The organism is Massilia aurea, assembly GCF_024753205.1.
In the GTDB taxonomy this organism is placed as follows: Bacteria; Pseudomonadota; Gammaproteobacteria; order Burkholderiales; family Burkholderiaceae_D; genus Telluria; species Telluria aurea.
Genome location: NZ_JANUGZ010000004.1, coordinates 744,673 through 756,505 on the forward strand (window position 1 = coordinate 744,673; position 11,833 = coordinate 756,505).

Here is an 11,833-nt window from a genome sequence, read left to right on the forward strand (position 1 = left end):
TTCATCCTGCAGGAAAGCCGATGCCATTGACCTTTGACGACGCCACGCTGGACGAAGCGGCACGCTTCAATGCGCGGCTTGCGCGCGCGCCGCGTTTTGGTACGCGCTATCGCTTCATGCCGCTGCTTGTACAGGGCCTGCTGCGCTTGTCCCAGGTCAGCGCCGACGGCAAGCTGCGCCGCGCCGGCCTGCAGGTCGAGACGCGCATGGTGGGGCTGGAGGGAGTGCAGGTGAAGGTCCGGATCATCCGCCCGCGCGGGCCGGTGGCCGGCGTCGTGCTCGACATTCACGGCGGCGGCTGGGTGGTCGGCAATGCGCCCATGAACGATGCGTTCAATGCGGCCTTTGCCAGCCGCTGCGGCCTGGCGGTGGTGTCGGTCGATTACCGGCTGGCACCGCGCGCCTTCGTGCATCAGCAGATGGAAGAATGCCTGGCCGCGGCGCGCTGGCTGTTGCAGGACGGCTTGCCGGAGTATGCGGGCAAGCCGATCATCGTGGTCGGCGAGTCGGCGGGGGCGCAACTGGCTGCGGCTACGCTGCAAGGGCTAAGTGACTGGCCCGCGCTGCTGGCGCGCATCGCTGGCGCCGTTCTGTACTACGGCGTCTACGATATGGCCGGCACCGACAGCGTGCGCAGGGCAGGGCCCGAGACGCTGGTGCTCGACGGGCCGCGCATGCTGGCCGGGCTGCGCAGGCTCACGCCCGACCTGGACGACGCCGGGCGCCGCCAGCCGCCGCTGTCACCGCTGTTCGGCGACCTGGCCGGCATGCCGCCGGCGTTGATGATCGTTGGCAGTGGCGATCCGCTGCTCGACGACACGCTGCAAATGGCGCAGCGCTGGCAGCAGGTGGCCGATGTCGAACTGAACGTGGCGCCCGATGCGCCACATGGTTTCATTCACTTTCCGACCGCGATGGCCAGGGTGACGCTGGCGCATGCACAGGCCTGGGTGCGGCAACGCATCGCGCCGGTCAGCGCATCTGCGTCACATGCGCCTCGCGCAGCGGGTGCCAGCCCAGGCGCGCCGCGATGATGCGCCGGTACGCAGTGTCGATATGGGCCGGCGTGCGGCGGATGTAATCCTCGGCGGCGTCGCGCTGCGCGCCGCTGCAACTGTCCAGCCACGCCACGGCTTCGTCGACCGTCGGCACGCGCCCGCTCACGCCATCGAATTTCGGCGGGATCGCGGTCCAGATGGCGGCGTCGATGCCCTTGGCGCGCAGCCAGGCGGCCACGCGCGGATTGTCTTCTGCGCCGTCCTGCGCCGGCACGCTGCCGATCCATTCCGGAAACGCGGCCCGGATCTTTTCGCGCGTGCACAGCATGGCGCGGGCGGTATCCAGGTCGTCGGTGGCGACATAAGCCCAGTAGGTGGGCATCAGGCGCGCGCCTTCGCACAGCACGAGCGCCAGTTCGGGACTGTCGTCGCTCTGGCGGGCAAATTCGATGGGCATGGCGGGACCGTCCGGATGCCATCCGGAGGCGAGCTTCAGGCCCTGGGGTTTCCAGAGCAGCGAGCCCCAGGCGATACAAGCGATATTCATGAACTGGACTGGTAACAGGAAAAGGAAAAGCCCAGTCTAGCCGGTCGGCTGAAAGAGGCGAGCACGGCTCTGCCGACCGCCTTATTCTTCCGGCGTTTGCTTCGGCGCCTTGCTGTCTTTCGCAGCGAACAGGCGGTCCTTGGCCGAGAGCAGCTTCTGGACTTTGGAACCCATCTTCATCAGCTGCGCCATCGATTCGGGCGACAGGCGTTGCAGATCGTCGAACCAGTTGTTGGCCAGGTCGACCAGTTCGTGCATCTCGCGCATGCGCTCCTGCGCGAACTTGTCTTCGGGGTGGCTGGCATTGGCCAGCAGCGACTCGCGCAACACCGACAGCGTCGGTGCGACTTCGCGCCGGCGTCGCTCGGCGGCGACCACGCGGAAGATTTCCCACACATCGCCCAGCGACGTGAAGTATTCGCGGCGATCACCCGGAATGCGCGACAGGCGCACCAGGCCCCACGACTGCAATTCCTTCAGGCCGATGCTCACGTTCGAGCGTGAGATGCCGAGTTTTTCGCCGATGTCGTCGGCATGCAGCTGTTCTTCGGAAACGAAGAGCAGGGCGTAGATTTGCCCCACCGTGCGGTTGATGCCCCAGCGGCTGCCCATCTCGCCGAAGTGGCTGACAAACGTTTGGACAAGTGGCGTCATGGTTGCGAACTTTTCGATGCTTGTGAAAGGTGAATTATCCCACGTCACCCGGACACGTACCACGCATGCGCGTGTTTGCCGCCATTGTTGTTAATACGTTCGTAATTCCCGACTAACCTGGTCACCCATTACAGACAGACCAGAAGTTTCAGCGCATAATCCGCTCACCTTCCGAAATTCCTGAAGTTTTAGAAAATCCAAAAAGTTTATTCCGGGGCACGTCCGACGCTGATGGCCATGGCCCCCGTACGTCTGCCGTTTTGTTGCAACAACGTTTGGAGAACCACCATGCACCGCAGCCAACCCCGCCGTCCGGCACTGCTTACAGGCCCTGGCCCTGCCCGTGGCGCCACGCTGGCAATGAGCGGTGCGGCGCTGCTGTGGATTCCGCAAGCGGCGCTGCTGGCGCATGCGGTGGGGAGTCTGGCCCAAGGCGCCGGGCTGGCCGACATGCTGCTGCCGGTGCTGGGGTTCCTCGTCCTTGGCGTGCTGCGCGCCAGCAGCGAAGCGTGGGGCGCGCGCCGCTTGTTCGCCGTGTCGCGCAGCCAGCTCGCCGCCATGCGCCAGACAGCCGTGCAAGCCCTGGCCGCGCGCTCGCCGCTGGACCGTGCGCGCCTGCCATCCGGTCAGGCCGCCAGCATCGTCGCCGAGCAGGCCGAAGCCGTGCTGCCCTGGTTGCTGCGATACGGGCCGGCGCGCATGCGGGTATTGCTGGCGCCGCCTGTCATCGCACTCGTCGTCTGTTACTTCTCGTGGCTTGCTGCGCTGATCCTGGTGCTGGCCGCCCCGCTGATTCCGCTGTTCATGGTCGTTATCGGCTGGCGCGCCAAGGCTGCCAGCGAAGCGCAACTGCAGCTGGTCGGCGGCATGAGCGGGTTTTTGCTCGACCGGCTGCGCGGCCTGTCGACGCTGCGCGCACTGGGCGCCGTCGACGCCACCGCCCGCCGGGTAAGGGCTTCCAGCGAAGCGGTCCGCGCCAGCACCATGCGCGTGCTGCGCATTGCCTTCTTGTCGTCGACCGCGCTCGAACTGTTTTCGGCGCTGGGCGTGGCGCTGGTGGCGGTGTACGTGGGTTTCCACCTGCTCGGCGAAATCGGGCCGGGCAACTGGGGCAGCCGGTTGACGCTGGCCGAAGGCCTGTTCGTGCTGCTGCTGGCGCCGGCGTTTTTCGAACCGCTGCGCGAACTGGCGGCGGTCTGGCACGACAAGGCCGCCGGCGAAGCAGCGCTCGAGGCGCTGGCCAGGCTGCAGGCGGCCGGCTTGCCGTTGCCGGGCGCGCTGCAAGGGCCGGACGAAGCGCTGCGCATTGGCCGCGCGCCATCTGTCGATATCGAGGGCCTGCGCTTTGCGCATCCGGGTGAAGCGCCGCTGTTCGACAACCAGGATGTGTATGTGCACGTTGGCGAGCACGTGGCGCTGGTCGGCCCCAGCGGTAGCGGCAAGACCACGCTGCTGTCGATCATCGCGGGCCTCGTCCCGTTTGACAGCGGCACCGTGCGCATCGGCGGCGTGCCGCTGGACGCCGGGTCGGCTGCTGGCCTGCGCGCGCGCATGGCCTGGATCGGCCAGAAGCCGCACGTGTTTGCCGGCTCGGTGCGCGCCAATGTGGCGCTCGAGCGCGATGGCGTGACGGTCGACGCCGTCAGCCGCGCCGTGGCGCGCGCAGGCCTTGGCCAGATCGAGCACGCGACGCCGGGCGAGAGCCTGGGCGAGGGCGGCCTTGGCCTGTCGGGCGGCGAACTGGTGCGCCTTGCGCTGGCCCGCGCGATGTGCGCGCCGCATGCCGGCCTGCTGCTGGTCGACGAACCCACTGCCCACCTCGACCGCGACACGGCCGCCGGCGTGATCGACGCGCTGCTGCAACTGGCGCAGGGCCGCACCATGATTGTCGCCACCCACGATCTGGCACTGGCCGCGCGTCTGGGCCGTGTCGTGCGCCTCGGCGAACCATTGATTCAACGGAGCGCAGCATGAAACGTGGCAAAGAAACAAAGCGTGGCAAAGAAACAAAGCGCGGTAACGACATGAAGCGCAATAACGACATGCAGCCGGTGCTGTCCCTGTTCATCCTCACCGGCGGGCGGCGCCTGGCCCTGGGGGCGGGTCTGTCGACGCTTGTGGTGCTGGCCGGAATGGCGCTGCTGGGCACCTCGGGCTGGTTCATCACCTCGGCGGCCCTGGCCGGCCTGGCCGGCAGCGCCGCCATGTTCAATGTGTTCGTGCCAAGCGCGGCGATCCGCTTGCTGGCCCTGGGCCGCACCTTTGGCCGTTATGCCGAGCGCACGGTGACGCACGACGCCACGTTTGGCGTACTGGCCGCGCTGCGCGAGCGGCTGTTTCGCGGCTGGGCCACGCCGGATGCCGCACGGGCGCTGCTGCGCCGGCCGTCGCGCCTGCTGTTTCGCCTGACGGGCGACATCGATGCCCTCGAATCGGTCTATCTGCGCCTGATCGTGCCGGCTGTCGCCGCCTGCGGCGCAGCGCTGCTGGCCGGCCTGGTGCTGGCGAACCTCGACTGGCGCCTTGGCCTGGCGATGTTCGGCTGGCTGCTGGCGGTTGGCTGGGGCGTGACCTTGCTCGTGGCGCGCCTGGCGCGGCCGGTGGCGCTGCGCCGCGTCCGCGCGCTGGAGCGGCTGCGCGCCCAGGCGATCGACCTGGTTGCCGGCCAGACCGACCTGGCGCTGGCCGGCCGGGTGCCGGCGCAGTGTGCGCAACTGGCGCGCCTCGATACGAACCTGGCGCGCCATGACGCCGCGCTGCACCGGCTGGAAACCGGCGCCGGCTGGCTGTATGCGGTCGGTGGCCACGTCACCGTCGCCGCCGTCCTGCTGGCAGTGGGGGCGCTGGCACAGCAATTGGCATCGCATCCGGTGCAGCAGCAGATGCCACAAATACAGGCGCAGGTGGGGCAGCTGGGCGCACCCGCCGCCGCGCTGGCACTGCTGATCGCGCTGGCCGCGCTGGAGCCGTTTGCCGCGCTGCGGCGCGGCGCGATCGAGGCTGGCCGCAGCTGGCTGGCCATGCGCCGCGTGGCGCCGCGCCTGCGCCAGCAGGATGACGCCGCCGTACCGCTGCCGCCCGCCGCTGGTACCAGCACCGGCACCGGCACCGGCACCGGCACCGGCACCGGCACCGGCACCGGCACCGGCACCGGCACCGGCACGGCGTTGCTGCTGCACGCCGCCACCGTGTTCCATCCCGGCCGCACCGGCGCGGCCCTGCATGCGGTCGATCTGCACATTGCCGTTGGCGAGCGCGTTGCCGTGGTCGGCAGCAGCGGTGTCGGCAAGTCGACGCTGCTGGCGCTGGCGGCCGGCGAACTGGCCGCCCAGGCGGGCCAGGTATGGGCGCGGCCTGCTACTTGGCTGACCCAGCGTACCGAACTGTTTTGCGACAGCCTGCGCGACAACCTGCGCCTGGCCGATCCCGCCGCCACCGACGCGCAGTTGTGGGCTGCGCTGCAGGCCGCCGGCCTGGAACAGGACGTACGCGGCTTCGCACAGGGTCTTGACACCTTGCTGGGCGAGGGCGGTCTTGGCCTGTCGGGCGGCCAGTCGCGCCGCCTGGCGCTGGCGCGCTTGCTGTTGCGCCGGGCTGACTTCTGGCTGCTGGACGAGCCGACCGAGGCGCTTGACGGCGCCACCGCGGCCGATGTGCTGGCGCGCCTGGCGCTGCACGCCAAGGGCCGCACGCTGCTGGTGGCCACGCATCTGCGGCGCGAAGCGGCGCTGGCCGACCGCCTGCTCGTGATGAAAGACGGGCGGATCGATGCCGACCTGCGGCGTGGCACCCAGGCATTCGATGCGGCACTGGACGCGCTGCGCCAACACTAAGAACAACCAACCACTGACGTATTCAAGAAGAAAGGATTCACCATGGATCTCGACGTTGTCGGGCTCTCCCGACTGCAGTTTGCCTTGACTGCGCTGTACCACTTTCTGTTTGTCCCCCTGACCCTGGGGTTGTCGATGCTCATCGCCATCATGGAAACCGTGTATGTGATGACCGGGCGCCCCATCTGGCGCCAGATGACCAAGTTCTGGGGCGTGCTGTTCGGGATCAACTTTGCGATTGGCGTCTCGACGGGCCTCGTGATGGAATTCCAGTTCGGCATGAACTGGAGCTACTACAGCCATTACGTGGGTGACGTGTTCGGCGCGCCGCTGGCGATCGAAGGCCTGATGGCGTTCTTCCTCGAGGCGACCTTTGTTGGCCTGTTCTTCTTTGGCTGGGATCGCCTGTCGAAGGTGCAGCACCTGGCCGTGACCTGGCTGATGGCTCTTGGCACCAACTTCTCGGCGCTGTGGATCCTGATCGCCAATGGCTGGATGCAGAACCCGATCGGCGCCACGCTCAACCCGCAGACGATGCGCATGGAGGTGACGGACTTTGGCGCGGTACTGGCCAATCCGGTGGCCCAGGCCAAGTTCGTGCACACCGTGTCGGCCGGCTATGTGATCGCAGCGCTGTTCGTGCTGGGCATCGCAGCCTGGTACCTGCTCAAGGGCCGCCATGTCGAACTGGCCAAACGGTCGATGACGGTGGCCGCGTCGTTTGGCCTGGCCGCTTCGCTGTCGGTGGTGGTGCTGGGTGACGAAAGCGGTTACCTGGCGACCGAACACCAGCACATGAAGCTCGCTGCCATCGAAGGCATGTGGGAGACGCAGCCTGCGCCGGCCGCCTTTACCGCATTTGGCTTTCCCGACCAGAACGCGCGCGAGACGCACTACGCGATCCACATCCCGTGGGCAATGGGCCTGATCGGCACGCGCTCGCTGTCGAACCAGATTCCGGGCATCAGTGACCTGGTCAAGCTGGCCGAGGTGCGGGTGCGCCAGGGCATCGTGGCCTATGGCGCGCTCGAAGAGATTCGCGCGCTCGGCGGCCGCGCACCGGTGCCGCCGGCCTTGCAGGCGCGCTTTGAAGAGCACAGCGCGGTGCTGGGTTACGCGCTGCTGCTCAAGCGCTATGTGGACGATCCGCGCCAGGCCAGCGACGCGCAGATCCGGCAAGCGGCCCTGGATACCGTGCCGCAGGTCGCGCCGCTGTTCTGGTCGTTCCGCATCATGGTGGGGCTTGGCATGTTCTTCATTGTGCTCACGGCGGTGTTTTTCTGGCTGTCGGCGCGCCGTCGCCTGGACGCTTATCCGTGGCTGCTGAAGGTGGCCGTGTGGTCGATCCCGCTGCCATGGATCGCCGCCGAAGCTGGCTGGGTCGTTGCCGAACTGGGGCGCCAGCCATGGGCCATCGAGGGCGTGCTGCCTACCGCCGTCGCGGTATCGAACCTGGGCATCCAGACCGTGCTGACGACCCTGATCGGTTTTGTCGTGCTGTATTCGATCCTGCTGGTCGTGGAAATGAAACTGATGTTCAAGGCCATCCGCAAGGGGCCGGAAGACGAACTGGCCCATGCGCCGGGCACCCACAGCCCACTGGTCGGCACCACGCCGGCAATGCGCACTGCGCCCATGATCACTGCGGAGTAACACACCATGATTCTTCATACGCTTCTCGACTACGACACGCTGCGCATCATCTGGTGGCTGCTGCTGGGTATCCTGCTGGTGGGCTTTGCCGTCACCGACGGGTTTGACCTGGGCACCGGCACCTTGCTGCCGTTTGTCGCCAACACCGACCTGGAACGCCGGGTCGTCATCAATGCCGTCGGCCCCGTGTGGGAAGGCAATCAGGTCTGGCTCGTGCTGGGCGGCGGCGCCATTTTTGCGGCCTGGCCGCAGCTGTATGCGGTCTCGTTCTCGGGCTTTTACCTGGCGATGGCGGCCGTGCTGCTGGCGCTGATCCTGCGGCCGGTCGCCTTTAAATATCGCAGCAAGCGCGACAGCATCGGCTGGCGCGCGACCTGGGACTGGGCCCTGTTCGTCGGCGGCTTCGTGCCGGCGCTGATCTTCGGCGTCGCGATGGGCAATGTGCTGCAGGGCGTGCCGTTCCGCCTCGCGCCCGATCAGCAGATCTTTTACGAGGGTGGCTTCTTTGCCCTGCTCAATCCGTTTGCCGTGCTGTGCGGCCTGGTGTCGGTGGCCATGCTCGTCATGCACGGTGCGGCCTGGCTGGTGCTCAAGACCGATGGCCTGGTGGCCAGCCGTGCGCGCGCCTGGGGCATGCGCGCCGCGGTTGCCACCGTGGTGCTGTACGCCGTGGCCGGCGTGCTGCTGTGGGGCTTTGTCGATGGCTACCGCATCACGAGCGCGGTGGTGACGACCGGCCCGTCCAATCCGCTGTTCAAGACTGTCGAGGCGGGCGTGGCGGGCAGCTGGTTTGCCAATTACGCCGCGCATCCATGGACCCAGCTGGCGCCAGCGGCTGGCATCGTCGGCGCGCTGCTGACGCTGATGGCCCTGGTGCGGCGCCGGGAAGGCGTGGCCATGCTCACGTCGAGCCTGTCGATCGCCGGCATCGTGCTCAGCGTGGGGGCATCGATGTTCCCGTTTATTTTGCCATCGTCGATCCAGCCGCAGGCCAGCCTGACGGTGTGGGATGCGTCGTCGAGCCATCTGACGCTGTTCATCATGCTCGTTGCGACCTGCATCTTTTTGCCCCTGATCCTGGCCTATACGAGCTGGGTCTACAAGGTCTTGTGGGGCAAGGTGGTGCCAGACGACATCAGCGGCGGCAAGAGTCACGCGTATTAACTGAACGAATAACGCAACCAGAAAGGACTTCACCATGTGGTATTTCGCCTGGCTACTCGGCCTGCCGCTCGCGGCTGCCTTCGCCGTCCTCAATGCAATGTGGTACGAGCTGATGGACGACGCACAGCGCCAGCAGGCGTGACGACGGGCGTGCCGGCGTGGCTGATTTGCGCCGGCACGCGCCCATGTCATCACCCTGTCAAAGTCATTCGACAGTATTCGAACCGTGGCCCGGCGGTGTAAGCGTCCGGGACCGTTGAATCGAACCTTGAATGACCGCATGCAAACCAATCTCGCCATCGTTGCACTCTCCGCGCTTGCCCAGGAATCCCGCTTTGCCGCGTTTCGGCTACTGGTGCAGGCCGGCCCCCAGGGCCAGTCCGCAAGCAATATTGCAGCAACCCTCGATATGCCGGCATCGTCCCTGTCATTTCATTTGAAGGAACTGACGCACGCGGGGCTGGTCGCGCCGCGCCAGCAAGGCCGCTTCATCTTCTATCGCGCGCGCGTGGAGACCTTGCAGGGCCTGATGGAGTTCCTGTCGGCCACCTGCGGCAACGCAGGTGCACAGTCGATGCAGGAGCGTCTGGCGACGGTATGATCGTCGATGCCGGAATTGCCGGTGCTGCCATCGACGAGGATCACCATGACGTCAACCACCACGCCGCAACGGGTGCAACTGAGCCGCAAGAAAGGTTGGCGCATGCCACCCAACACGATTTCCGTGGCGCGGCCTGGCAAGTGGGGTAATCCATTTTCGGTGCTGCCCGAGCTGGCGCCCGGCACACCGGCCGGGCGCTATATCGCAATGCCGACGGTCGAAGAAGCCGTGGCGGCGTATCGCCTGTGGCTGCAGATCGATCCGGCCGGGCAGCAAGTGGCGCAACAGGCACATGCGTCGCTGTGCGGCCATGACCTGGCATGCTGGTGCCGGCCGGGCACCCCGTGTCATGCGCAGGTGCTGATCGATCTCGTGAATGCGTGATGGTTATTTGGCGGCAGTGACGTTACCGATGCCCGAAACCGACTTGCTCACCGATGCCGGCTTGCCGTAATACGTCAGGTTGCCCAGGCCCTGGACGCTGGCATTGAGCTTGTTGGTGGCGTGCACGCTCACGTCGCCGATGCCGCGGAAGGTCACATCGGCATCCTGCGCGATCAGGGCCTTGGCGTCGACTTCGCCCACACCCTCGGCATTCAGGCGCAACTGGCCTACCTTGCCGTTCATTTGCAGGCTGCCGGCGCCCCGGTAATTCACGTCGAAGCGCTCGGTGCGCACATTATTCAGGATCATCAGGCCGGCGCCTTCGCCGCGAAAACTGGTGAGCTCGGGCATGGTCACGACCACCCGTTCGGCATCGTCGATATTGACGTTCTTGCTGTTCTTGTCCGCGAACGACAGGCGCAGTTCGCCGTTCACGACCTCGGTCTTCACACGGTCGATGAATTTCTGGTTGCCCTCGACCCGCAGCGAATACGCCTTGCCTACCTCGACCACCAGGCTCACGGGGCCCTGTGAATCGATGGTCTTGAACGGCGTCACGCTGCGCACCTGTTCGGCGGCCTGGATCGAGAGGGATGCGAGCGAGAAAAGGGCGACGATGACGGCACGTTTCATGATGTTCTCCAGTGAGTTGATGGAGCCCATTCTAGGCACGGCACCCATCCGCAGCCCCGCCCTTGCGATGGATTGCAAGAAACGGGTGTTGAACTGCACAGGCGCCGGAATCAGTGCTTCGTGGCGAGAAACTGGCCTTTGCCGACCGCGACCAGGCTGGTACTCCAGCCCGGCGCGCAGCGCAGCGCCTGCATGAACGGCGCCAGTTCCTGTGCGTGCGAGGTGGCGTTGTCCACCACGACCAGCCCGCCCGGTCGCAGTACACGTTCGATCTGCGGCAGCCAGGCGAGGTAAGCGGTGCGCTCCGAATCCAGGAAGACGAGGTCGAACGCCGCATCGGCGCCGCCGGCCAGCACGTCGCCTGCGTTGCCTTCGACCTGATGCACCCGGTCCTGCAGCCCGACGCGCGCGAAATTGGCGCGCGCCATCGCGACCTTCGCGGGCGAGAGTTCGACCGTCGTGACGAGACCATCGTGCGCCGCGGCCGCATCGGCCAGCCACAGCGTCGAGTAACCATTGGATGTGCCGATCTCGAGAATGCGGCGTGCGCCCATCGCCCGCACGATAACGGCCAGGAACTCGCCGGTATCGTGGGTGATGTTGAGCATGCGGCTGGCACGGTTCTCGTGGGCCGCATCGTGACTGGCGCCGAAGGTTTCCAGCTCTTTCAGCAGGGCTTTAAGTGAAGTGGTCAACGGTTGTCTCCATTTTGTCCGGGAATCGAGGCGCACGATTGCGACGTTGCTAATATTGCCGAAGCGATAAGCCTATAATCTTTTCGTCTCTTTTGAAGTCCACATCATGCACATCTCGACCATCACACTACCTGAAATGAAGCTCGCCGGGCTACCGGCAGTTGCGCCAATTTCAGCGCCGGAAACGGATTTGCCAGAGATCTGGAAAGCATTCCTCGCCCGTGAAGGCGAGCTGGGCGAGCACAACGGTGTCCGCTACGGCGTAACGCTGCGGCAGGACAATGGTGAGCAGGTCGAATGCGTGGCCGTCGAGGTCGCTGACCTCGACCAGCTCCCGCCCGGCATGATCGGCATCCAGGTGCCGGCGCGCCGTTATGCGCTGATGACGCACCGCGGCCCGATGCTGCATGCGCAAGCCTCGCGCGTGACCGGCACGGCAGCGATGGAGCAACTGGGCATGGAAGCCGATGAAGAGGGTATCCGCCTGGAACGGTACGACCGCCGCTACACGCCGACCGTCGACGATGGCGCGCGGCCGGACAATGCCTACGACATCCTGGTGCCGCTGTACGGTTGAACTGATATGAAGCACAGATAAAGGACACGGCCCGCGTCGGGGCCGTGTCGTGGGTGCATCTCTATAAATTGGTGCCGGTATATTTCCCGACCGC

The 11,833-nt window shown here is 66.2% G+C and carries 13 protein-coding genes; 9 read left to right on the forward strand and 4 right to left on the reverse strand.

All coding sequences use genetic code 11. The annotated features are described in order from the left end of the window. The first annotated feature begins 20 nt into the window (after positions 1 to 20). Entirely contained in the window at positions 21 to 1,034 is a 1,014-nt protein-coding gene (locus tag NX775_RS18385) for an alpha/beta hydrolase (protein WP_258837267.1), read from the forward strand. Here NX775_RS18385 and NX775_RS18390 read toward each other — a convergent pair. Together NX775_RS18390 and NX775_RS18395 are read right to left on the reverse strand one after the other, a co-directional pair. Continuing rightward, a complete protein-coding gene (locus NX775_RS18390; RefSeq protein ID WP_258837268.1) occupies positions 973 to 1,545 on the reverse strand; it encodes a hypothetical protein in 573 nt (190 codons plus the stop codon). The two genes, NX775_RS18385 and NX775_RS18390, sit on opposite strands and share 62 nt — an antisense overlap. An 81-nt stretch (positions 1,546 to 1,626) precedes the next feature. Further along, the gene (locus tag NX775_RS18395; protein WP_258837269.1) at positions 1,627 to 2,199 is read right to left on the reverse strand and encodes a GbsR/MarR family transcriptional regulator; all 573 of its coding nucleotides are present in this window, start codon (positions 2,197 to 2,199) and stop codon (positions 1,627 to 1,629) included. Between the two features lie 288 nt (positions 2,200 to 2,487). Between NX775_RS18395 and cydD the strand changes: the two genes are divergently transcribed. From cydD to NX775_RS18430, 7 genes are all read left to right on the forward strand, one after another. Continuing rightward, positions 2,488 to 4,173 (forward strand): thiol reductant ABC exporter subunit CydD, encoded by a 1,686-nt coding sequence (gene cydD, locus NX775_RS18400; RefSeq protein WP_258837270.1) that lies wholly within the window; start codon positions 2,488 to 2,490, stop codon positions 4,171 to 4,173. 50 nt (positions 4,174 to 4,223) lie between these two features. Further along, positions 4,224 to 6,032, forward strand: coding sequence for an ATP-binding cassette domain-containing protein (locus NX775_RS18405; protein WP_258837419.1), 1,809 nt, complete (start codon positions 4,224 to 4,226; stop codon positions 6,030 to 6,032). A gap of 42 nt (positions 6,033 to 6,074) precedes the next feature. Beyond that, on the forward strand, positions 6,075 to 7,685 hold the full coding sequence (locus NX775_RS18410) for a cytochrome ubiquinol oxidase subunit I (protein ID WP_258837271.1): 1,611 nt from the start codon (positions 6,075 to 6,077) through the stop codon (positions 7,683 to 7,685). A 6-nt stretch (positions 7,686 to 7,691) separates the two neighbouring features. Further along, positions 7,692 to 8,849 (forward strand): cytochrome d ubiquinol oxidase subunit II, encoded by a 1,158-nt coding sequence (gene cydB, locus NX775_RS18415; RefSeq protein WP_258837272.1) that lies wholly within the window; start codon positions 7,692 to 7,694, stop codon positions 8,847 to 8,849. A gap of 34 nt (positions 8,850 to 8,883) precedes the next feature. Beyond that, positions 8,884 to 8,991 (forward strand): cytochrome bd-I oxidase subunit CydX, encoded by a 108-nt coding sequence (gene cydX, locus NX775_RS18420; RefSeq protein ID WP_183554018.1) that lies wholly within the window; start codon positions 8,884 to 8,886, stop codon positions 8,989 to 8,991. Positions 8,992 to 9,129: 138 nt separating this feature from the next. Further along, positions 9,130 to 9,450 carry an ArsR/SmtB family transcription factor gene (locus NX775_RS18425; protein ID WP_258837273.1) on the forward strand — a complete coding sequence of 107 codons (321 nt, stop codon included), beginning with the start codon at positions 9,130 to 9,132 and terminating at the stop codon, positions 9,448 to 9,450. Between the two features lie 45 nt (positions 9,451 to 9,495). Continuing rightward, complete coding sequence (locus tag NX775_RS18430) at positions 9,496 to 9,834, forward strand: DUF4326 domain-containing protein (RefSeq protein WP_258837274.1); 339 nt, start codon at positions 9,496 to 9,498, stop codon at positions 9,832 to 9,834. Positions 9,835 to 9,837: 3 nt separating this feature from the next. On the opposite strand, the gene NX775_RS18435 is transcribed toward NX775_RS18430, so the two are convergent. Together NX775_RS18435 and NX775_RS18440 are read right to left on the reverse strand one after the other, a co-directional pair. Further along, positions 9,838 to 10,467: a head GIN domain-containing protein gene (locus tag NX775_RS18435; protein WP_258837275.1), complete on the reverse strand. Its 630-nt coding sequence runs from the start codon at positions 10,465 to 10,467 to the stop codon at positions 9,838 to 9,840. Between the two features lie 110 nt (positions 10,468 to 10,577). After that, positions 10,578 to 11,162: an O-methyltransferase gene (locus NX775_RS18440; protein ID WP_258837276.1), complete on the reverse strand. Its 585-nt coding sequence runs from the start codon at positions 11,160 to 11,162 to the stop codon at positions 10,578 to 10,580. Positions 11,163 to 11,268: 106 nt separating this feature from the next. Here NX775_RS18440 and NX775_RS18445 point away from each other — a divergent pair, with 106 nt between their 5' ends. Further along, positions 11,269 to 11,739 carry a GyrI-like domain-containing protein gene (locus NX775_RS18445; RefSeq protein WP_258837277.1) on the forward strand — a complete coding sequence of 157 codons (471 nt, stop codon included), beginning with the start codon at positions 11,269 to 11,271 and terminating at the stop codon, positions 11,737 to 11,739. Positions 11,740 to 11,833: the final 94 nt, after the last annotated feature.